This window comes from Methylorubrum sp. POS3, from assembly GCF_043352485.1.
GTDB classification, from domain to species: Bacteria; Pseudomonadota; Alphaproteobacteria; order Rhizobiales; family Beijerinckiaceae; genus Methylobacterium; species Methylobacterium suomiense.
Genome location: NZ_JAPRBT010000001.1, coordinates 1,525,646 through 1,546,842, shown reverse-complemented (window position 1 = coordinate 1,546,842; position 21,197 = coordinate 1,525,646). Strand labels below are relative to the sequence as shown.

General features: G+C 69.5%; 22 protein-coding genes, 1 pseudogene and 1 riboswitch. Of the genes and pseudogenes, 6 read left to right on the top strand and 17 right to left on the bottom strand.

Annotated features, from left to right (window positions below):
* Positions 1-49 precede the first annotated feature (49 nt).
* The gene (locus OWC43_RS07350; protein ID WP_393956203.1) at positions 50-625 is read right to left on the bottom strand and encodes a hypothetical protein; all 576 of its coding nucleotides are present in this window, start codon (positions 623-625) and stop codon (positions 50-52) included.
* A 29-nt stretch (positions 626-654) separates the two neighbouring features.
* Between OWC43_RS07350 and OWC43_RS07345 the strand changes: the two genes are divergently transcribed.
* Both OWC43_RS07345 and OWC43_RS07340 read left to right on the top strand, forming a co-directional pair.
* Positions 655-1,419, top strand: coding sequence for a S1 family peptidase (locus tag OWC43_RS07345; protein WP_393956202.1), 765 nt, complete (start codon positions 655-657; stop codon positions 1,417-1,419).
* Between the two features lie 133 nt (positions 1,420-1,552).
* Complete coding sequence (locus OWC43_RS07340) at positions 1,553-2,398, top strand: S1 family peptidase (RefSeq protein ID WP_393956201.1); 846 nt, start codon at positions 1,553-1,555, stop codon at positions 2,396-2,398.
* Positions 2,399-2,503: 105 nt separating this feature from the next.
* On the opposite strand, the gene OWC43_RS07335 is transcribed toward OWC43_RS07340, so the two are convergent.
* From OWC43_RS07335 to OWC43_RS07315, 5 genes are all read right to left on the bottom strand, one after another.
* A complete protein-coding gene (locus tag OWC43_RS07335; RefSeq protein WP_393956200.1) occupies positions 2,504-3,769 on the bottom strand; it encodes a phage major capsid protein in 1,266 nt (421 codons plus the stop codon).
* A 40-nt stretch (positions 3,770-3,809) separates the two neighbouring features.
* Positions 3,810-4,286, bottom strand: coding sequence for an HK97 family phage prohead protease (locus tag OWC43_RS07330; protein ID WP_393956199.1), 477 nt, complete (start codon positions 4,284-4,286; stop codon positions 3,810-3,812).
* Between the two features lie 57 nt (positions 4,287-4,343).
* Positions 4,344-5,504: a phage portal protein gene (locus OWC43_RS07325; protein ID WP_393956198.1), complete on the bottom strand. Its 1,161-nt coding sequence runs from the start codon at positions 5,502-5,504 to the stop codon at positions 4,344-4,346.
* A 63-nt stretch (positions 5,505-5,567) separates the two neighbouring features.
* Complete coding sequence (locus tag OWC43_RS07320; protein ID WP_393956197.1) at positions 5,568-6,872, bottom strand: DNA-packaging protein; 1,305 nt, start codon at positions 6,870-6,872, stop codon at positions 5,568-5,570.
* Positions 6,796-7,191 (bottom strand): hypothetical protein, encoded by a 396-nt coding sequence (locus OWC43_RS07315; protein WP_393956196.1) that lies wholly within the window; start codon positions 7,189-7,191, stop codon positions 6,796-6,798. Before OWC43_RS07315 ends, OWC43_RS07320 begins: the two co-directional genes overlap by 77 nt.
* Positions 7,192-7,264: 73 nt before the next feature.
* On the opposite strand from OWC43_RS07315, the pseudogene OWC43_RS07310 reads away from it, so the two are divergent.
* A pseudogene (locus tag OWC43_RS07310) lies at positions 7,265-7,773 on the top strand (IS1595 family transposase).
* Between the two features lie 299 nt (positions 7,774-8,072).
* On the opposite strand, the gene OWC43_RS07305 reads toward OWC43_RS07310, so the two are convergent.
* Together OWC43_RS07305 and OWC43_RS07300 are read right to left on the bottom strand one after the other, a co-directional pair.
* On the bottom strand, positions 8,073-8,987 hold the full coding sequence (locus tag OWC43_RS07305; protein ID WP_393956195.1) for a hypothetical protein: 915 nt from the start codon (positions 8,985-8,987) through the stop codon (positions 8,073-8,075).
* Between the two features lie 26 nt (positions 8,988-9,013).
* Complete coding sequence (locus tag OWC43_RS07300; protein WP_393956194.1) at positions 9,014-9,295, bottom strand: hypothetical protein; 282 nt, start codon at positions 9,293-9,295, stop codon at positions 9,014-9,016.
* Here OWC43_RS07300 and OWC43_RS07295 point away from each other — a divergent pair.
* Positions 9,294-9,896 (top strand): hypothetical protein, encoded by a 603-nt coding sequence (locus OWC43_RS07295; RefSeq protein WP_393956193.1) that lies wholly within the window; start codon positions 9,294-9,296, stop codon positions 9,894-9,896. The two genes, OWC43_RS07300 and OWC43_RS07295, sit on opposite strands and share 2 nt — an antisense overlap.
* Positions 9,897-10,256: 360 nt before the next feature.
* On the opposite strand, the gene cobJ is transcribed toward OWC43_RS07295, so the two are convergent.
* From cobJ to OWC43_RS07250, 9 genes are all read right to left on the bottom strand, one after another.
* Entirely contained in the window at positions 10,257-11,027 is a 771-nt protein-coding gene (cobJ, locus tag OWC43_RS07290; RefSeq protein WP_393956192.1) for a precorrin-3B C(17)-methyltransferase, read from the bottom strand.
* A complete protein-coding gene (locus OWC43_RS07285; protein ID WP_137829008.1) occupies positions 11,024-11,818 on the bottom strand; it encodes a precorrin-2 C(20)-methyltransferase in 795 nt (264 codons plus the stop codon). The genes cobJ and OWC43_RS07285 overlap by 4 nt, the downstream gene beginning before the upstream one ends.
* Positions 11,818-12,462 (bottom strand): precorrin-8X methylmutase, encoded by a 645-nt coding sequence (locus tag OWC43_RS07280; protein ID WP_137829007.1) that lies wholly within the window; start codon positions 12,460-12,462, stop codon positions 11,818-11,820. Before OWC43_RS07280 ends, OWC43_RS07285 begins: the two co-directional genes overlap by 1 nt.
* A complete protein-coding gene (cobG, locus tag OWC43_RS07275) occupies positions 12,459-13,778 on the bottom strand; it encodes a precorrin-3B synthase (protein ID WP_393956191.1) in 1,320 nt (439 codons plus the stop codon). The genes OWC43_RS07280 and cobG overlap by 4 nt, the downstream gene beginning before the upstream one ends.
* On the bottom strand, positions 13,775-17,065 hold the full coding sequence (gene cobN / locus OWC43_RS07270) for a cobaltochelatase subunit CobN (protein WP_393956190.1): 3,291 nt from the start codon (positions 17,063-17,065) through the stop codon (positions 13,775-13,777). The genes cobG and cobN overlap by 4 nt, the downstream gene beginning before the upstream one ends.
* 147 nt (positions 17,066-17,212) lie before the next feature.
* Positions 17,213-18,247: a cobalamin biosynthesis protein CobW gene (gene cobW / locus OWC43_RS07265; protein WP_238307426.1), complete on the bottom strand. Its 1,035-nt coding sequence runs from the start codon at positions 18,245-18,247 to the stop codon at positions 17,213-17,215.
* Positions 18,248-18,252: 5 nt separating this feature from the next.
* Positions 18,253-18,657 (bottom strand): DUF1636 family protein, encoded by a 405-nt coding sequence (locus tag OWC43_RS07260; protein WP_393956189.1) that lies wholly within the window; start codon positions 18,655-18,657, stop codon positions 18,253-18,255.
* Positions 18,650-19,417 carry a CbtA family protein gene (locus OWC43_RS07255; RefSeq protein ID WP_393956188.1) on the bottom strand — a complete coding sequence of 256 codons (768 nt, stop codon included), beginning with the start codon at positions 19,415-19,417 and terminating at the stop codon, positions 18,650-18,652. The genes OWC43_RS07260 and OWC43_RS07255 overlap by 8 nt, the downstream gene beginning before the upstream one ends.
* Before the next feature lie 28 nt (positions 19,418-19,445).
* Complete coding sequence (locus tag OWC43_RS07250; protein WP_137829001.1) at positions 19,446-19,622, bottom strand: CbtB-domain containing protein; 177 nt, start codon at positions 19,620-19,622, stop codon at positions 19,446-19,448.
* A 40-nt stretch (positions 19,623-19,662) separates the two neighbouring features.
* A riboswitch (cobalamin riboswitch) is annotated at positions 19,663-19,888 on the bottom strand.
* Between the two features lie 91 nt (positions 19,889-19,979).
* Between OWC43_RS07250 and cobU the strand changes: the two genes are divergently transcribed.
* Together cobU and cobO are read left to right on the top strand one after the other, a co-directional pair.
* Positions 19,980-20,501: a bifunctional adenosylcobinamide kinase/adenosylcobinamide-phosphate guanylyltransferase gene (cobU, locus tag OWC43_RS07245; RefSeq protein WP_137829037.1), complete on the top strand. Its 522-nt coding sequence runs from the start codon at positions 19,980-19,982 to the stop codon at positions 20,499-20,501.
* The gene (gene cobO, locus OWC43_RS07240; RefSeq protein ID WP_393956187.1) at positions 20,498-21,097 is read left to right on the top strand and encodes a cob(I)yrinic acid a,c-diamide adenosyltransferase; all 600 of its coding nucleotides are present in this window, start codon (positions 20,498-20,500) and stop codon (positions 21,095-21,097) included. Before cobU ends, cobO begins: the two co-directional genes overlap by 4 nt.
* Positions 21,098-21,197: the final 100 nt, after the last annotated feature.

Genomic DNA, 21,197 nt, shown 5'->3' with positions numbered 1-21,197 from the left:
TGATGCGCGACCGTTCCCTGGATGGAGATCGGCGCGTCGAGCGGCGCACTTACAGCCGCATCCGACGGCAAGCCGCGGCGAGACCGGCCGCAGCGGGCGGAAGGGTGCGGGGCCCACCGGACTCGCCGGCATCGCCCCGGTTCTCGAACCAATCGGCCACCGTCAGGCGCAGGGCCTGGAGGAGCGGCTCCGGCACCGACGGGCCGTTGCCGCCGCAGCCCGCAATGACCTCAACCAGGGCGGTACAACCGTCGAGCGTCGGCAGATCCGACCCGAACAGCAGGCAGGGCGCGTCCCAAGGATCGGGCCCGACGCGGATCGTGGTGGGCGCGATCTCTTCCACGACGCCGCTCGCTCCGCTCAAACCGACCCGCTCGACCGCCACGAGGGGGCTCAACGGCAGCGGCAGCAGGCCGTCGCGCGGCCAAACCTGAAGAGGCACCCGGAATCGGGCCGATCGGAGCAGGCGTCGAGACGCCGTCTCGACCGCGGCCCGGGCCGCCGCGATCAGGGCAAGGACGAGGCCATCCTCGGCAGTCTCGTCGGAGCCGAGGCGCAGGAAGGTGCGCATCTCGCCAAGGCTCACCGGCTCGACGCCGAGTTCCGCCGCGCGTATCGGGGTCATGCCGCCCTCCCGTGAACCGATTGTCGAAGATGATTGCGTCGATCCCGTCCGACCGCCGCGCGCCTTTGAGGCGCCTGCGGGATGCGCTGTCGGTCCTCGCCGTCGCGAGCACCCTCGCATCGCCGGCCTCGGCCATCGTCGGCGGCCGCGAGGGAGCGGACCTGCCCGGCGGTCGCTCCGCCGTGATGGTGCTGACCTCCGGCGGCGGGGTCTGCACCGGCATCGTGCTCGCCCCCGACACCGTGTTGACCGCCGGCCATTGCGTGGCGGGCGTGTCCGACAACCGGATCCATTATCGCGACGAGGCCGGGCGTCCCGTGCTCGCCGAAGTCACCGCGCGCGCTCTGCATCCGGGCTACGACGGCGACGCGATCCGCGGGCGGACCCGCTCCATCGACCTCGCCTTGCTGCGCGCCAAGGCGCCGCTGCCATCGCGCTTCGAGCCCGCAACCTTGAGCTCGGGCCAGCCGCGAGCCGGCGCCGCTCTGACGCTGGCCGGCTTCGGCGCGGCGCGGGCGAACGACCGCCGCTCGATCGGCCGCTACCGCGGCGCGGCTCTCGTCGCGGTCGAGCCCTATGGCCAAAGCCGTATCCTGGTCTGGCTCCAGACCCGCGGCGCGGGCGGCTGCAACGGCGATTCCGGCGGTCCGGTCCTCGACGGCGAGGCGGTCGTGGCGGTGGCCGCCTGGGTCAAGGATGCTTGCGGCGGCCTGACCCAGGCCGTGCTGCTCGGCCCCCAGCGCGACTGGATCGATCGAACTTTGGCCGGTTGGGGGGCTTCGGCGCGGTGGTGATCGGATTTTCGCTGAGCGGAAATTGATCGCCGCATCGTTTCTACTTTGGAACCTGACCTTGGCCGCCGAATTCCGTTCAGATACGCTTGGCTGTGTCCGGCTTTGGAACCGCCCGGATCTTCGGAGAACCTCGATGGCTCTGAGCCCCCTGCGTGCCTGTCTGCTTGGAGCCGCGATCGGCCTCGTGCCGTTCTCGGCCCAGGCCGTGGTCGAAGGTCATACCAGCCGCGATCCGGGGGGATTGCGCGCGTCGGTGGTGCGCATCGAGAGCAGCCAGGGCGAGATCTGCTCCGGCACCCTGATCGCGCAGGATCTCGTGCTCACCGCCGCTCACTGCGTGATGCGCAAGGCGAGCTACCAAGTGTTCGTGGTCGACCCCGACTTCCGCCAGCGCCGCCTGCGCGTGGTCGCGGCCTCCATGCATCCCGAATTCGTCCCCGGCACGACGCCGGAGGAACAGCCCGGCATCGACCTCGCGATGCTGAAGCTGGAGCGCCCGGTGGGTGCCGGCTTCCGTCCGCTCGATCCCCGCAGCGGCGCGATCGGTACCGGCGATTCCGTCGACATTGCCGGCTACGGTGTCCTGGCGGAGAACCGCCGCGGCACCGCGCGGACGCTGCGCACCGCCCAGCTCGTCTCGATCGGCTCGCTGCAGGTCGCCAACCGCGTCACCGTCGTCACCGATGCGCGTCGTTTGGCCGAGACCGCGGGCGCCGGTGCCTGTCTGGGTGATTCCGGCGGTCCGATCCTGCGCGGCGGGCAGATGGTCGGCGTGGTGAGCTGGTCGAGCGGCGCCATGCGCCAGGATCGGCGCGCCCGCACTGCCTGTGGTGGTTTCACCGCCGTGACGCCGACCGCCGAGCACACCAGCTGGATCTCCAACCGTGCCGCCGAGATGGAAGCCCTCCCCGCCGACGTGGCGGCTCAGCCGGGGGAAACCCGTTGGGTCGCTCGCCCCGGCCGACGCTCGGCCCGCTGAGCGACAACCGACGAGCGCGGCGTCCTCTCACGGACGGCGGCATCCCGAATCGAAACCGAAAGGGCAGGTCTGACATCCTCAGACCTGCCCTTTCCACGTGACGCCTCAGGCGAAGCGCAGCAGTTTGATCGCGTTGAAGTCCTGCACCCCGCCGCCGACGCGCTTCGTGGTGTAGAACAGCACGTAAGGCTTGGCGGAATAGGGATCGCGCAGGGTCCGCAATCCGGCGCGGTCCACTACCAGATAGCCCCGGCGGAAATCACCGAAGGCGATGGAGTGGCTGCCCGAGGCGAGATCCGGCATCGCCTCGGCCTCGACCACGGGGAAGCCGATCAGGGTCGCGGCCCGGTCGGCGGCGAGCGGCGGCTGCCAGAGATAATTGCCGTCCGCATCCTTGAACTTGCGAATCGTGCTCTGGACGCGGCGGTTCATCACGAAATTCGCGCCCTGGCGATAGCCGGCGCGCAGGGAATAGATCAGGTCGAACAGGATGTCGGTCGGATTGCTCGCCGGGAAGGCGCCCGCCGCCCCCGTGGCGACGAAGCCGAGCTTGCCCGATGTCCAGGATGCGTTCGCCACGGTGTCGTAGGCCAGGAACCCTTTCGGCCGGGCGACACCGTTGCCGGTGACGAAGGCGACGCCTTCCTGTTCGGCAAATGCCGTCTCGACCTCGTCGGCAAGCCAAGCATCAATATCGAGCACGGCATCGTCGAGCAGCGTCTGGGTCGCCGCCGGCATGGCGTAGAGTTCCATCGCCGGGAAGCTCAGCTCCGACAGGGTCGGCGAGTCGGTCTGAGGCCGTTGCGCGGTCTCGGCGACCCAGCCGGAGGCCGGGCCGTTGACGGTGACGGCGCGCTTGTACTGCCCGCCGGACACCACGCGCACCGTGGCGATGGAGCGGATCGGCGAGATTTCGGCCAAACGGCGCAGCACCTCGCGCTCGATGGTCGGCGGCACGAGATAGCCGCCGTCCGGCCCGGAGCCGGTGGACAGGGTCTTCTCCTCCAGCCGCTTGAGTCCACCGCTCTCACCGGCGCGGACATAGAGGTCGAACGCGGCCTTGTGCTCGGTGGCGGTGGGGTCGCGCGGCGGCTCCGCTCCGCCGAGCGGGGGCCGGGCACGGTCGAGGCTGATGCGGTCGAGGCGGTGCCGCGCCTGATCGAGGGCGGCGTCGATGCGCGCCAGCTTCTCCTCGGTCACGACATCGGCGGTCAGCCGATCCTCGATCTCGGCGAGCCGCGCATCGTTCGTTTCCTTGAAAGCCTCGAAGGCGCGGGCAAATTCCTCGATCGCCCCATCCCTGCCCAGGGGAAGGGCCTTGTTCTCCGGCTGGCCGGACGAGGCACTGGTTTCGAAGCGCATCTCGGTCATGACATCCTCTCGGGGTGAAGCTGTGAGGCGGATCGGCCCATCAGGCGCGGACTCTCGCGAGCGGCCGGAGGGCGGGGCGAAGGCGCGGCAACGGCCGTGAAGGGTGGAGCCGCGACGCGCGGGCGATCCGGGCGCCGGGCTGAAGCGGGAAGGTCACCAGCGAGATTTCCCAGAGATCGACGGCGATCAGCCGCCGTCCGCCGCGCTCCGGCTGCGCCCGCACGGCCCGGAACCCGATCGAGAGCCCGTCGAGAGCACGTTCGCGCATCAGCGCGTCGAGCTCGCGGGCACGCTGGACCGCGAGGTTCAGCCGGCCCGAGACCCGGAGGCCCAGGGCATCCTCCTCCAGCGAGAGCCAGCTGCCGATCGGCTCGGCCGGATCGTGCTGCCAGAGCATGCGCACCCCGGACACGCCCCGCCGCGCGAGACTGGCGGCGAAGGCGCCCGGCGCGACCACGTCGCGACCGAGATCGGGCACGCCGAACAGGCTGGCATAGCCGGTGAAATGGCCATCCATGGCAGAAGCCTCAGGTTGTGGGTGAGGGCGCGTTCGGCTCGAAGCCCGCCGGGGCCGTCAGGCTCCCGCTTGTGCGGCTTCCGCGGGGTATCCGACGGCCTCGCGCTTCTCGGCGACCGACAGGAACTCCGCCGCTTGCACCCGACGCCACAGCGATTCCCGCTCCGCTGCCAACGCCTCGATGCCGTCGAGGTCGGGCTCCAGGCGGGCCGGACCGAGTGCCGGCTCCAGCCAGCGGGCGATCGCGTCCGCCGTGCGCCGCACCAGCGGAATCACCGTCTGCCGGTAGAAGGCGCGGTTCGCCTCAGCGTAGTTTGCATGGGTGTTGTCCCCGGGAAGCCCCAGCAATAGTGGCGGCACGCCGAAGGCCAGGGCGATGTCACGGGCAGCGGATGCTTTCGCCTCGACGAAATCCATCTCCTTCGGCGTGAGCGAGAGCGGGCGCCAGTCGAGGCCGCCGTCGAGCAGCAGCGGCCGTCCGGCATTGCCCGCCCCCTGGTAGCTCGCCTCCAGTTCCGCCTTCAGCCGGGTGAACTGCGTGTCGCTCAGCGCGGCACCGGTCGCCGGGGCGAAGACGAGGGCGCCGGAGGGACGGGCGGCGTTGTCGAGCAGCGCCTTGTTCCAGGCACCCGCCGCATTGTGGATGTCGAGCGGCACCGCGGCGGCTTCCATCGGCGAGAGGCCGTAATGATCGTCGAGGGGGTTGAACAGGGTCAGGTGAAGGATCGGCGGGACATCGCCGGTCGGGTCGTAGCGAACGGTGCGACCGCCGACGCTGTACGCGTAGGCCACGGGCCAACCATCGGCACCCGCCACCACCCGCATCCGATCCGGCCTCAGGCAGAACAGCTCGCGGGGTTCGCCGTCGATGGCCACGGCCTCGAGATAGGCGTTCCCCGAGACGAGCAGGTGTCCGTAGACCCGGTCGAGGAAGCTCACGCCGCCCTCGCGCGGGTTCGGCCGTGACAACAGGGCGATCAGGGGATGCGCTTCGTCCGCGCCGGTGAGCGTGAGCGGCACAGAGGCCGCCGCTTCGGCGACCAAACGTATGGCTCGGTGGACGACGGCGTTGCGCTGGAAGCCCTCCCGGGCGAGCGCCGCGTAATCCCGCGGCGTCCAGACCGCCCGTCCGTCCCCATACAACGCGAGCATCGGCGCCGACTTGACCTGCGGCGCGTAACCGGCGGCACGGGCCAGGCGTGCGAACAGACCGGGCATGGGACTCCTCCCGACGACAATGTTTCACGTGAAATTAACCATGGCGGCGACGGTCGCGCGGCCTCACAGGCGGCGCACGCGCGGTTCTACGCGATGGGTCAGCATCAGATGCGTCAAAGCCCAGACCAGCGCGTCCAGCCGATCCGGTGAACGGCCACCGGACAGACCGCCCGGACCGAAATCACACATCTCGTCTTCGAGCTGCGGAAGCGGGCCGACATGGCGCACACGGCCCTGGGCGTAGAGCAGGGAAACCGGCTCGGCCCGGACCAGCTTCCCACGTGTGGCGCGGACGGGGACCACCGGAACGCCGGCATCCGCCTCGGCGAGGACGGCGGTCACCATCTCGCCGCCCTGGTTGACCTCCGCCACGAGGGCGTCGGCCTCGAGCCGATGATAGAGCGTCAGAGCCACCCGTGCCCAGGCAGCGGGGCTCGCCCGTTCCAAGGTCGCGTCGGCGAGGACATAGGCCGTGCCGTCCGCCGCCAGACCGGCCGCGACGATCCCGCAGGCATCGGCCCCGGCACGCGACGAAGCGGGCGGATCGATCGCCACGACGATCCGCTGCAGGGTGGGCGCCTCCGTGACACGGGCCCGCTCGATCCCCTGGCGGGTCCAGAGGGCATCCGCCCGATCCTCGACCAATTCGCCATCGAGTTCCTGACGCCCGAGCCGTGTGCCGGCGTAACGCCCGACGATCTCATCCAGGAAGGACGGTGCGAGGTTTCTGGCATTGTCGGCGGTGCGAGAGCGCGTCACCACGCTGCGCGGATCGGCGAGCAACCGGCGGATCAGGGGGATCGGCCGCGGCGTCGTGGTGACGAGCCCGCGGGGCCGCGTCCCGAGCCGCAGCCCGAACTGGATCATGTCGTAGGCGGCTTCGGCCTCCCGCCATTTCCCGACCTCGTCGGACCACGCGGCACCGAATTGCGGCCCACGCAGGGAATCCGGTTCTTCCGCCGAGAAAGCGAGCGCCACCGCGCCGTTCCCGAAGACGAGCCGCCGCCGGGACGGCTGCCACGACGGTGGGGCGTGGCCGAGCGAGGGAAGGGAGAGCACCCCCGAAGGCCCCTCGATCATCACGTCGCGCACATCGGCGAAGGTCTCGCCGATCAGGGCGATGCGCCCGACGGCGATCTCGGTGAAGACCGGATCACCATAGGCGAGGCCCCGCACCCATTCGGCACCGGTGCGGGTCTTGCCCGAACCGCGCCCACCGATCACCGCCCAGGTCGTCCAGTCACCCGGCGGGGGAAGCTGATCGTCCCGGGCCAGATGCAGCCAATCGACCTCAAGGGCCCGGAGATGCGTCCGGGGCAGGCTCTCCAGAAAGCGCGCCGTCCGGTTCGTGCGCCTCGAACGCCGCATAGCGTCGCGCGATGTCCGCGCGCACAGCCACGAGATCGACGGAAGGCGCGACCGCGTCATGCCCCGCCTCCTCCGCCTTCACTTCGTCGAGCAACGCCTTCAACCCGCGCAGATCCCGCAGCACCTTCGCCGAGTCGAACCCGGACGGTGCCGTCTCCGCGTCGAGAGCGGCGTCGAACCGATCGATCTGACGCGCGATATGGACGAGGAACCGCGCCCGCAACCGCTGGGCGGTCAGGGGCGGCCTTCTGCGCGGCGCAGGCGATTTGTCGGGAGATTGCGGCTCGGGCTCGCGGCGGGGTCCGGAGCGTCGCGGCATCGCGGGGTCTCCATCCACACTTCTTGAGCGTGGGATATCTCTAGCTCAGGAGCGTCGCGCTGTCAATGCTAAAATTCCTATCAAAGGGAAATATGCCGGCGGCGGCTACGACAAGTGTGCCGTCGCCTCGCTGAGTGAGCGTCGCGGCACCGCCCGCTCATTCCACTTGGCGACCGCGACAAGGACCAACGTGCAGGAGATCGTGAAGGCGAATATCTCCAAGGATAGCCGCTTCATGACCGACGAGAGCCGCCTGTACACGGGCCTCTCGGCGCACTTCGTGGAGCATTCCACGGTCAAGCATTCGGCCGGTGAGTACGTCCGCTTGGACGACCGCGAAATCCATTCCAACACGGTCGAGAACTACTTCTCCGCCTTCAAGCGCGGCATGCGTGGCATCTACCGGCACGCGCGGAGAAGCACCTGCACCGCTACCTCGCGGAGTTCGATTTCCGCTACAACACCCGCACGAAGCTCGGCTTTTCGGACTACGAGCGCTCCTGCAAGCTCGCGGCTGGTATCGCTGGCAAGCGTCCCACCTATCGACGGACTGACGACGCCGGTCGATACCTACATGGCTAGGAAGCATCGCCTGAGGCTGGTGAAGCGCAAAGGCAGATAGCCGCATCATGGCTTGCGGGGGCTTGGCTCAGTTCGATACCGTCCCGCCTTGGATGAGCGCCGAATAACGAAATCTGAAATTTCGTCAGCTTGGGACCTCATGGCACTCACCAGCTTGTCCACGAGTTTGGGGTCGCTGTTGGGACGCGCGATTTGTTCGCTGATGCGCTCGGCTTCACGGCTGTACGTCTGGACTGGCCTCCTCGGCACTACGTCAACCACGTTCCCACCTCCATGCGACACAGTACATATAGCACGTCTCACGCCGCAGGCTTAGCCGTTTCCACAAGACTCTTTAAGGCATCATCATCGTACGCAAGGTATATCAAGGCCGCAATGGCGCTAGCTGCATGGCGTAAGGGGAGCCCCGACGCCAAGTCAAACCGGCCTGCGAAGTTGCTGGTTGCCACTAGCACGCCGTAAGGAACTGCGTCGGCACCGTTAGGTCCGATTGGCTCCGAAACAAACGAGACGTATGTGTTTGTATCATACGATGTTTTTGCACTTGTTGGCGAAAACATATCAGCGACGCCGGGCACTGATACATCTGGACAGATTTTGCCTTCCCCTTGCGCCCAAGCAATCCCCACGTGTCCTTGGCCGGGCCGCCAAACTCTTCCCATCGACTGCGATGGATGCTTCTCGTGCTTATAACGGCATACCGGATACAACTGCCCGTTTTCCTTATGATATATATAAACAGCGAAGCTCCAAAGCTCTGAAGCATCAAAATCAAATAGATCTGCTCTATTTCCGACTAGCAGTGAGCAGATTTCGTTTACAGCCTCGTTGAGATGACCTTCGCCGTTATGCTTTGCTTTGACTTGACCGCGGACAATTGCCCCCAATGCTAATGCCTGCTCCTGTAGTGAGCTGAAAAATCTAGTGCGCTTTTTTAGATCATCTATCTGATGGATTGCGTCATCCATCTCAACATATAGCTCTGGCGCTAGTTTGATGTCGTAAGTTATCCAAGCAAAAGCGGCAGCTAACGCCACCATGATAAGGAACGGCGCCCAAAACAGCAATACGTTGATTTCGACAAGTTCTTTGTAAAAAGTTGTTTCTATACCTACAAGAGCTGGTATCACGAGAGTGTATATGAGAGAAGTAACTCTATTTTGCTTGACCAAAGCAGCAATCGACCGCTCAATATCTTCGCGTGTGACAGGCATATCATACCAGCCCTAACGGGCCGCTCTTAAGAGAGATGAGTGTGATAGAAGCCTAACACATTCGTCTTGGCACGACTCAGGCCAGAGCGCGCTATGAAACAGTTCTGTTTTTCCGCACCTGATTTTTCGACTTCTTGCTCATCTGCCTTGGGCCGCAGCAACCGCTTCGCCGCCTGCCCCGTCCGCTCCCAATCGGGCTCCCCCCCTAATAGCGCCTTGTCAGCGTCGGTAAGCTCGGGCTTTTTGGCAGACCCTACCGACTTTTTGTCATTGCCCATGTCTGACTCGCCTCTGGATGCCTGGGTCATGTCGCCGATTGAGATCGGCACTGTCAAGCAAGTCCATGCCTATGGTGTAATTGCTCTTTCTTACAATCGTTTAGAAGACTTTTTGATCTATCACATAGCTGCATACTTTCCTCCCCCCGAAGCCCGTGAGGCAGAGAGGCATGAGGATGAGCCGGCTATGGTCTGCGTAAGGATGCTCAACAACCGACAGCGACTTGATTTTCTAAAAACTTTAGTATTTTACAATGAGAAGGATAACCTGATCAGTCAACGCGTTATTGATGCTATCGATGTTTTCGAAATATGCGCAGAGAACAGAAACATACTTGCCCACGGCCGCAGAGACTCTTACGATTTCGATATTGATATATTTACAATAAGAAAACTTGCATCAGGCAGTGCTTACAGAGAAGTATTTTTTGACATACCGCTACTAGAGCTCAGAAACGTAGCGAATGACATGGTCATGGCGCTGAACTATTTCTTCGATCTCAATGCTTTTCTAATCAAGCATCGACTTGGGCTTGATGATTTCGAAATTGATGGCCGCTCCGATCCATACAGGCCGACATTGCCTGAAAAACCTCAAATACCACGTAAGCTGACCCCACGCCCGCCATGAGCAGGTCGTTTAACTGGTCAATACCAGCCTCAACCATCTGATCCGTCACCACAATCTAAAGATCAGGCTTAAGTTCCTCGTTTTCTGAACCGTTCGCTACAGCGAACTCAACCTGTATAATCAATGCTTCAGCTAAGGCACTGTGCGCTCAAGGGGTGTCCGTGTCTGTTTTCTCAGGTATATAGCTAGCGAAATATGCCGAAAAGCTGCTTAGGCAGTATGACCGCCGGAGCCGCATTCCAGGCCGACGGCCGATCTCGGGCCCTTTCAGCCATCGGCACCCCGGCCCCCTGCCACGTAGATCCGCCGTCCAAAATCGCATCGGCCAGGTTCGAGTCCCAAATCCCGTCGCCTCGATCCTCAGCCGGCGACGCTGCGCGGGGTGTAGACGAACGGCACCTGTCCCTCGCGCTCGATCAGGCGCGTCGTCGCCGTTCCGATCAGGATCATCGTGGCCATGTCGGCGGGGGCGGTGCGGGCTTCCGCCAGCGTCAGGACGCGAACCGATTCGTCCGGGCGCGACACCGCGCGGGCGAAGATCACCGGCGTGGTGGCCGGCAGGATCTCGGCGGCGAGGGCCAGCGCGCGTCCGAGCTGCCAGGGCCGGGCGGACGAGATCGGATTGTAGAGGGCGACCGCGAAGCCGGCGCGGAACACCGCTTCGAGCCGGGCCGTCACGACCTCCCAGGGCTTGAGATTGTCCGACAGCGAGAGCGCGCAGAAATCGCCCCCGAGGGGCGCGCCGAGCCGGGCGGCGGCGGCGAGCATCGCGGTGATGCCGGGCTCGACCCGGATGTCGAGGGCGCGCCATTCCCGCGGACCGTGTTCGACGGCTTCGAATAGAGCCGCCGCCATGGCGAACACGCCGGGATCGCCCCCCGACACCACGGCGACGCGGCGGCCGGCGGCCGCGAGTTCGAGGGCGTGGCGGGCGCGGTCGAGCTCGACCCGGTTGTCGGTGGCGTGCCGCACCAGCCCGGCGCGCTCGGGCACGCGGGCGACATAGGGGTGGTAGCCGATCAGGTCCTGGGCGGCGTCGAGGGCGGCGCGGGCGGCCTCCGTCAACAGGCGCGGGTCGCCGGGCCCGAGGCCGACGACGGTGACGCGTCCACCGGAATCCGCCGCGCTCACGGCCGGCGGCCTTCGCCGGGCACCAGCACCATCGAAAAGTAGGGGGCGACATCGTCGGGCTTCTGCGCCAGCGGCACCACCCGCTCGCCCGCCATGGTGCCCCGCTCGACATAGACCGCACGGTCGAGGAAGCCGGTCTCGGCGAGCACGGCGCGCACCTTCGGCAGATGGCGGCCGAGCTTCATGATGACGGCGGCGTCCGTCCCGCGCAGGCGCTCCGCCAGGGCGGCGCGCGGGAGCGTTGCCGGCAGGATGGTCAGCACGTCGTCACCCCAGGTGATCGGCGTGCCGGCCCGGGTCCAGCAGCCCGACATGCCGGTCACGCCGGGGATCACTTCGACGGGGAAGCGGTCCTTGAGCCGGCGCCACAGATGCATGAACGAGCCGTAGAAGAAGGGATCGCCCTCCGACAGGATCGCCACGTCGCGGCCGGCGCCGAGATGGTCGGCGAGCCGGTCGGAGGCCTCGTCGTAGAAGCCGGCCAGGGCCGCGACGTAATCCGGGTGATCCGGCGGCAACTCGGTGGTGTAGGGATAGGCGAGCGGAAACTCGCGGGCGGGGTCGCGCATCACCGCGTCGGCGATGGTGCGGGCATTGCCGCGCTTGCCCTGCTTGCAGAAATGCACGAGCACCGGCGCGCGCTCCAGCACGCGGATCGCCTTCACGGTGAGGTAGTCGGGATCGCCCGGCCCCATGCCGACCCCGTAGAGCGTGCCGGTCTTCCGGGTGACGAGGGCCTCGCCCGCGCCGTCGGTCTCGGCCGGGGCGTCGATGCGCACGCTGCCCTCCATCACTCGATCTCGTTCGCAAGCGCGTTGACGGCGGCGGCCGTCATGGCGCTGCCGCCCCGGCGGCCATGGACCACGACGAAGGGCACCCGCCCGTCCCGCGCCAGCGCCTCCTTCGATTCCGCCGCCCCGACGAAGCCGACCGGGATGCCGATGACGGCGGCCGGGGGCGCGACGCCCTCGTCCAGGAGTTCGAGCAGACGGAACAGGGCGGTCGGCGCGTTGCCGACGGCGACGACGCTGCCGGGCAGATGCTCGCGCCACAGCTCCATGGCGGCAGCCGAGCGGGTGGTGCCGAGTTGCTCGGCCAAGGCGGGCACCCGCGGATCGCCGAGGGTGCAGAGAACCTCGTTCTTCGCCGGCAGGCGCGCGCGGGTGACGCCGTCGGCCACCATGCGCACGTCGCACAGGATCGGGGCGCCGGCCTTCAGCGCCGCCTCGCCAGCCACGGCGAAACCGTCCGACATCTCGACGTCGCGGGGCAGGTCGGTCATGCCGCAGGCGTGGATCATGCGCACGACGACGCGCTCGGCCGCCCCCGACCATCGGGCGAGGTCGGATTCGGCGCGGATCATCGCGAAGGAGCGGGCGTAGATGGCGCCGCCGTCGCGGATGTAATCGTAGCGCGCATTCGGGTGGGCACTCATCTCAGGTCGTCCCGAAAAGCGAGATCCAGCGCCGGGCGACCGGCCGCGGCGGCCTTCCTTATCCGGTCCAGCGCCGCCTCGAAAGCGAGACGCGTGGCCGGCTCATCGCCGGGCTCGCCGCCGAGCACCACGTCGTAGGCGCCGTCGCGGGCCACCAACGTGAGGTCGGCCCGGCCCGGATGGGCGCAGCCCTTGGCGCAGCCCGAGACATGCACCGTCGGCCCAGGGTCGGACCGCGTCGCCCCACCGGGGTTTGCCAGCGGCGCCAGCACGGCGGCGAGGCGCGCCGCGTGGTCGGGCACCGGGGTGGTGCCGGAGCGGCAGGCGGGCGCGCCGGGGCAGGCGAAGACCGTGCGGCGGGGATCGTCCGGGCTCACGATGAAGCCGGCCTCGGCCAGGGCCGCCTGCAGGATCGCCGTGACGTCGGCGGTCCCGGGGGCGAGGAATGCGAATCCGCGCTCCGGGCTCAGCCGTGCCCCGTCCGGCCCGGCGAGCGCCGCCGCCCGTTCGAGCCGCTCGGCGGTGCAGCGGCCGAACGGCGCCTGGACGAGGATCGCCGCGCGCCCCTCCGGCAGGGCAGCCGGCCCCGGTCCGGCCGGCATCGGCGCGGGCGCGAGCGGGGTCGGCGCGAGGGGATGGAACCCCGCCGCCGCCGCGACCAGGGCACGCTGCTGCGCATCGAGGTCGCGCACCCGGCGCCGCCCGGTACCGGCGAAGGCCGCGAGTGCGAGGCCCAGCGCCCCGGCCGCCCCGAGCTCCGGCAGCACGCCGCAGCGGATCGGCCCATCCGCGCCCGCGAGGCCGAAGGCAACCTGCGCCCGCCCTTCGGCGAAGAGAAAGAAGTCGGCCTCCACCGGCCCGAGACCGAAGGCGCCGCCGCCATCCACCGCGACGAGGGTCTTGGCCGGAAGCCCCGGGACCGCGAGGCCCACCGCCTCGACGGCGCGGGCGAGCGCGGGCACGTCGATGGTCTCGCTCCCGTCGAGGCCGGCGAGGGGCGCGGTCAGCGTCAGACGCTGCGGGCCGCCGTCGTCGCGGGTGTCGCCGAGGCCGGCTTGCGCGAGCGCGCAGGCCAGGCGCGGCGCGCTCGCCTCGCTGACGCCGCGGATCTGGAGATTGCCCCGCGCGGTCACGTCGATATGGCCGTTGCCGTAGGTGCGGGCGCCCTCGGCCAGGGCCCGCATCTGGTCCGGGGTGAGCCGCCCGAGGGGCGGATGGACGCGGGCGAGCAGGCCGTCGCCGGTCGGCATCGGGCGGGCCAGCGACGGGCACCACCCCCGGCGGGCGCCCTCGGGCAGGGTGCGGCGGGCGCTCATTCGGCGGCCATCAGGGCGTCGGCGGGGACGGCGTTGCGGCGGCTCTGCCAGAGGCCGCGGGCCCGCAGCGCGTCGAACCGTTCGAGGATCGCCCGCGTCGCCTGGGGATTGGCGGCGCGCAGGGCCTCGAACACCTCGGGATCGGCGATCCAGGCGCCGTAGAGCCGGTCCAGATCGTCGTTCGCCACCGCGTCGGTGGCGGCGGCCAGCACGAACACGGCGTCGATGCCCTGGGCGAATTCCTGCGCCCCGCGATAGCCGTGACGCAGCTGCGCCGCGATCCAGCGAGGATGGGACAGCCGGCCCCGGATCAGCCGGGCCACGTCCTCGCGGGCGGTGCGGGTGCGCGGCGCCTCCGGGTTCGATACGTCGAGGCTGTAGAGGGCGGGCGCACGCCCCTCCGCGGACGCGGCGGAGAAGAACCCTCCCATGGCGTCGGCGGCCGCGTCGCCGTCCAGAAGGTCGCGCTCGGCGACGTCGAAGGCGTGGACATAGGCATCCGCCGCGGCCACGCGGGCCGAGAAACCCGCATCAAGGCCCTCGGCATCGCCATAGGCATGGGTGGTGGCTCCGAGATAGGCCGCGCCCAGATCGGCCCGCGCTTCCCAGGCCCCGTCGAGCGCGGTCTCGGCCGCGCCCGCGCCGTAGCGGCCGGGCGCCGCGCCGTAGATGCGGGCGGCGGATTCGCCCCGGCGGCGGGCGGCGGCGAGGGGATTCTCGTCGTCCTCCTCCTCGCGGGCGGCGACGGCGCGGGCGGCGCGGTCGAGCAGCGCGAGGGTCTCCGGGAAGGTGTCGCGGAAGGCGCCGGAGACGCGGCAGGTGACGTCGATGCGCGGCCGGTCGAGCAGGGCCAGCGGCAGCACCTCGAAACCGGTGACGCGGGTCGAGGCGTGATCCCAGACCGGGCGGACGCCCATCAGGCTGAGCGCGTGAGCCACGTCCTCGCCGCCGGTACGGAGCGTCGGCGAGGCCCAGAGATCCATGACGATGCGGGCCGGATACTCGCCCTCGTCCTGCAGGTAGCGGCGCACCACCGCGTCCGCCGCCTTCGCGCCGAGCAGGGTCGCGGCGCGGGTCGGCAGGGCGCGCGGGTCCAGCGTGGTGAGGTTGCGGCCCGTCGGCAGCACGTCGCTGCGCCCGCGCGACGGGGAGCCGGCGGGTCCCGGCGCCACGAAGCGCCCGTCGAGGGCCGCGACGAGCGCGTTCCGTTCGGCCTCGGCGCTCGCCCGCACGGCTTCGGCGGCCTCCTCCGGCGCACGACCGAAGACATGCAGGCCATCGCGCATCGGCGTCTCGCCGAGATCGCACAGATGCGCGTCGAGGGCGGTCAGTGCGTCGGCCATGGGCGTATCGGCATCGATGCCGGCCCCCGCGAGCAGCCCGGCGGAGGCGGCCTCGTCGAGGATCGCCGAGGCGATCAAGGCGGCGCGGCGCGGATCGAGGACGCTCGCCGCCGAATATTCCTCCACCAATTCGCGCAGCGCGGCGGCCTCCGGCGTCAGGCCGGACGCCTCGACGGTGGGCGTGAGATGCCCGAGCGCCACGCCCCCGAGCCGCCGCTTGAGGGGTGCGGCCTCGCCCGGATCGTCGACGATGAAGGGATAGACCACCGGCAACGGCCCGATCGCCAGGGCCGGCCAGCAATCGGGAGAGAGGGCCACGGCCTTGCCGGGCAGCCATTCGGTGGTGCCGTGGGTGCCGAGATGGATCAGCGCATCGGCGCTGGTCCGCAGACCCAGATAGAAGGCCAGATAGGCGTGGGTCGGCGGCTCGTCGGGATCGTGATAGCCGGCCTTGCGGTCGGCGGCGCGTCCGCGATCGGGCTGGAGGAAGAGGGTAAGGGTCCCCAGGGACAAGGCGCGGAACCGGAACGCCCCGTCGCGGCAGGACGGATCGTCCTCGGGGCGGCCCCATCGCCCGGTCAGCTCTGCCTGTCGTTCCTCCGGCAAGCCGGCAAACCACGCCGCGTACGCGGCGAGCGTCACGGGAAAGCCCGCCTCGCCCTCGGTCAGCCCTGCCATCAAGGACTCGGCGTCGGGCAAAGCGCCCGCGAAAAAGCCCGCCGCGGCGAGATCGGCGGCGATGGCCCGCGCGCTTTCCGGCGTGTCGAGGCCCACCGCGTAGCCGGCCCGGCCCCCGCGGGCCGGATAATCGGACAGCACCATCGCGAGGCGGCGCTCGGCACGGGGTGTCCGTCTCAGGCGGATCCAGGCCGCGGCCCGGTCGGCCAGGGCGGCGATGCCGGCGGCATCCGGCACGGCGCGGCGCTCCGAGAACCCCTCGATCGCCGCGCCCTCCTCCTTGAACGAGATCGGGAAGCCGGAGAGGCGCCCGTCGAATTCGGGAAGCGCCACCTGCATGGCGAGATCGGAGGCGTTCATGCCACGGCCGGAGGCGGCCCACGCGTCGCGCGGCGCGCCGATCGTGTAGGCCTGGAGCACCGGGCAATCGGCGGCGTCGAGGACGAAGCCGGCATCGTCGCGGGCCGAGAAGGCGGTGGCGGCCAGCACGATGTCGGGTTGATGGCAACCGAGCGTCGCCCGCAGCACCGCGACGGCCTCCGGGTCCTTCAGGCTCGACACCGCCAGCGTCAGGCAGCCGATCCCGCGCTCCCGCAGGGCGGCCGTGAGGTGGATGGCCGGCGCGGTCTCGCCCGAGAGCACGGCCGAGCGGTAGACGAGGAGCAGCACCAGCGGTCCCGTTCCGGCGGCTTCCGCCCCCCGCTCGACGGAGACCGGGCCGCAGCCGGGACACCAGGCGAAGCCCCGCGGCAGCGCGCGGGGCGGCTCCGGCGCGAGGGCGTGGCCGGCCTCGACGGCGAGCCGCCGCAGCAGGTTGGTCAGGTTGCCCGGTCCGCCCGCGCGGAAATAGGCGTCGAGGGTCGCGCAGGTCTCCGACGGCAGGGTCGAGAAGGCGTCGAGACGGGGATCGGGCCGGTCGTCGCCGGGCAGGACCGCGAGCCGAACCCCGTTCGCCCGCGCGGCGGCGCTCGCCCGCTCGATGCCGTAACGCCAGTAATCGAGGCCGCCGAGGCAGCGGATCACGCACACCTTCGCCCGCGCGATCACCGCATCGACGTAGAGATCGACCGACATCGGATGGCGCAGCTGCGCCATCTTGGCGAGCCGCAACGACGGCAGGTCCGGATCGGATGCGTGGGCGCGGGCGATGGCCGCGAGATCGGTATCGGTGAAGGACAGGACGACGATCTCGCCGGGGGTCTGGCCGAGATCGATCGCCGCCTCGCCCTCGTCGAGGGAGACCGTATCGATGCGGATCAGGTGCATGGCGCGCCCGTCCTCCCGGCTCGATCCGCAGGCATGCCGGTCGCCCGCGCAGAGGCGGGCTGCCGGGCCGGCAGCAAGGCCCAGGCGCGCCGCCGCAGGCCCATCATGGACCTGCCTGCCGGTGCGGCTGTCGCCCTGCGAAAAAGATCATCCCCGCAGCGCGGCGGCGACCGCGTCCTTGTCGAAGCCCTTGAGACCGATGACGACGAGGCGGCCGTCGCGGGGTTCGCTGCCCTTCCAGGGACGGTCGTAATGGTGGGCGACGCGGCGGCCGACCCCCTGCACCACGAGACGCATCGGCTTGGCCTTCACCTCGGCGAAGCCCTTGATGCGCAGCACGCCCTCGGTCTCGGCGGCCTTCTCGACGCGGGCGGCGAGGTCTTCGGGGCTACCCGCGACGCCGATGGGGAGCGCCACCGATTCGAAGTCGTCGTGGTCGTGGTCCTCGCCCTCGCCGTGATGGGAGGGGCGGGCGTCGAGGTCGTCTTCGGCCGCCGCACTGATCCCGAGCAGCACCCGCGGATCGAGGCGGCCGTGCTCGGTGGCGACGATCTCGACGGCGCGGGGCAGATGCGCCTCGATCTCGGCGCGGACCTTGTCGCGGGCCGCCTCGTCCAGAAGATCGGACTTGTTGAGCACCACGAGGTCGGCGCAGAGGATCTGGTCCTCGAACACCTCCTCCAGCGGATTGTCGTGATCCACCGCCTGATCGGCGGCACGCTGGTTGGCCAGGGCGTCCGGATCCTCGGCGAACAGGCCGGAGGCGACCGCCGGGCCGTCCACCACGGCGACGACGCCGTCCACCGTCACACGCGAGCGGATCGCCGGCCACTGGAAGGCCTGGACCAGGGGCTTGGGCAGGGCGAGGCCGGAGGTCTCGATCAGGATGTGCTCCGGCGGCTCCGGCCGGTCGAGGAGCTTCGTGAGGGCCGGAACGAAATCGTCGGCCACGGTGCAGCAGATGCAGCCATTGGGCAGTTCCACCACCGAATCCTCGGTGCAGCCCTCGACGCCGCAGGAGGCCAGGAACGAGCCGTCGAAGCCGAGATCGCCGAACTCGTTGACGATGACGGCGAGCCGCCGGCCGCGGGCCTGCTCGATCGTGTGGCGCACCAGCGTGGTCTTCCCGGCTCCCAGGAAGCCGGTGACGATGGTGCAGGGAATTTTTTCGAGGATGGCCATGAGGGTCAGGATTCCGCTCGTGTCGGGGTCAGCGGCGGGATGCGGGCGACGACGCCCTTGCGAAACGCCTCCGGTCGCTCGCGCCAGGGCACGAGGCCGTCCGGAGTCTCTTGATAGCGGCGCAGGCCCGCCAGGATGGTGCGGGCGGAATCCTGCGGATTCTCCAGCGCGTCGAAATCGCCGTAGACATAGGTCCAGCGACCGGCCGACGCGACCGCGACCGAGCAGGGCCGCTTGCAGACCGAGAGGCACTCGACGCCCTCGATGGCCAAACCCGGCACCGGCTCGCGGGCGGCCTCGGCGATCACGGCGGCCAGCAGCCGCGCGCCGGCCCGCGGCTCGGCGGGATCGCCCGCCGCCCGACAGGTGGTGCAGACGGAGAGAACGGTCTCGCGCGGGTCCTCAGGCATGCGCGCGGTCACTCGCCTCGCGCCCGAACAGGCCCCAGGCCCAGCCATAGGCGAGGCCGATCAGCGCCCAGAAGACGAAGCCGATGGCGAGGGAGCGCGCCGCGAACTGCGCCGCGCTGGCCGGCGGCACCTGCGAACTGACCGTGTCGATCGATTGCGGCGCGCCGGCGAGATGCGGGGCGACGATCAGGACGAGGCCGCCGAGGATCGTGATCGGCACCCGCCGGACCGCGATGAGGTAGAGGCCGATCCCCGTCGCCGCGACCGTCATGATCCACCAGCTCTGCCGCAGCACGAGGGGCGCGGCCCCCATCCCCGGCAGTTCCGGCGGCAGCCCGACCGCGGGGGCGAGCGCCACCGCGAGGAAACCGGCGATCCCGACGGCCAGCCCACTGCGCGGGGTCGGCTCGCGGCCGAGCGCCAGCATCACCGCCGCGAGGAGCAGCGCGTAGCCGACGCCGCCGATCAGCGTCGCAAGGCCGGTGAAGGCCATGCGCTGAAGGCCGGGCTCGGGCTGCCACGCGTCGGGCTTCTCCGCTCCGCCCTGGGCCGGATCCTGCGACGGACCATGAGCATGGGCGTGCACGATCAGCGCGGCGGGCGCGATGGCGGGGGACGGCGCCTGGGCATGGGAATGGCCGCCCTCGAAGGTCTCGGCCTGAAGGATCAGGGGCGAGGTGAGCGCCAGCTGCAGGCCCGTCGTGACGACGGACGCGAGGAAGCCGGCAACGAGCGCTGCCGACACCAACCGGAGAATCATGGAACCGCTTTCGCGCGTCGGAAAGCGATCAGTGGCAGGGGAAGTTCTGGGCGTGGCGGAAATCGTGCGCCGCATTGTGCAGCACCGCCGCCGGGGCGAAGCCCGCCACGAAGACGAGACCGAGGCCGAGGAAGGCAGCGACGAGCAGGGTGCGGGCGCTCTCGCCGGTGCGGAGGGCGGAGGTCTGAAGGGTCGCGGTCGTCATGGGTCACGGGCTCCGGCCGCCCCACCGGCGGCATTCGAGAAAAGTCTTTTCGCGGGACGGCAGGTCTCCTGGCTCACGGCTGCCGAGCGCCTCAGGAAGCTCCCGAGAGATGCTCGATCGCGCCTGCCGCCTTCCCAGGTCGCCCCGGTGGCTCTCGGCAGGAACTCGCCGCTCACAGTTGCGGGGGCAGCTGCGGTTTCGGGATCGTCCCTCACCGCATTCCCTTTTCACCCCGTTGCCGGGGCACCGTCCTTTTCATCGTTCTAACGCGGGTGAGGGTGCCTTGCAAAGCGCCATTGCGTGATCGACCGCGCCCGGTGCAAAGCGGCGCGCATGGATACTCGCCCTCCCGACCGGATGACGCTGGTGCTCGGCGGCGCCCGCTCGGGAAAGAGCGCTCACGCCGAGCGGCTGATCGAAGCCTGTCCCGCCCCCTGGCTCTACCTCGCCACCGCCCAGGCCTGGGACGACGAGATGCGGGCGCGCATCGCCGAGCACCGGGCGCGGCGTCCCTCCGGCTGGCAGACCCTCGACGTGCCGACCGCCCTCCCCGAGGCGATCAGGGCCGCGACCGGGCCGACGCTGGTCGATTGCCTGACGCTCTGGCTCACCAACCTCCTGCTCGCCGAGGCCGACCTCGAGGCCGCGACCGAGGCCCTGGCCCGCGCCTGCGCCGCCGCGCCGGGCCCCCTGGTGCTGGTCGGCAACGAGGTCGGCCTCGGCATCGTGCCGGACAACGCCCTCGCCCGCCGGTTTCGCGACGCGGCCGGGCGCCTGCATCAGCGGCTCGCCGCGCAAGCCGACCGCGTGGTCCTCACCGTCGCCGGCCTGCCGCTGACGGTGAAGCCTTCCCCCGACCCGACAGGACACCGCTCATGAGCGACGACGACCGCCACCGCGAGAAGATGGCCAAGCGCAAGGCGGTGCAGGACGCCGAGGTCGCCTCGAAGAAGATCGAGAAGGGCCTGCTCGTCGTCCATACCGGCCCCGGCAAGGGCAAGACGACGGCGGCCCTCGGCCTGGTGCTGCGCATGCTCGGGCGCGGCCACCGGGTCGGCGTGGTGCAGTTCATCAAGGGCGCCTGGGACACCGGCGAGGCGCATGCCCTGCAACGCTTCGGCGACCAGATCGCTTGGCACGCCCTCGGCGAAGGCTTCACCTGGGAGACCCAGGACAAGGCCCGCGACATCGCCGCCTGCCGCAACGCCTGGGAGACGGCCCGCACCCTCATGGCGGACGAGAGCATCCGCCTGCTCGTCCTCGACGAGCTGAACATCGCGCTGCGCTACGATTATCTCGACCTCGACGCCGTCGTCGCCGATCTGCGGGCGCGCCGGCCGGATCTCCACGTCGTCGTCACGGGCCGCAACGCCAAGCCGGCCCTCATCGAGGCCGCCGATCTCGTCACCGAGATGGGCAGCGTGAAGCACCATTTCGCCGCGGGGGTGAAGGCGCAGGAGGGAATCGAGTTCTGAGATGGCCGCGTAGGTCGGCCCCTCGCCGCGCGAAGGTCCGGCATCCGAGGCGCGTGGCCCCGGCGCGAGGCCGTCTTGCATCTTTGCGGACCGCCCCGAC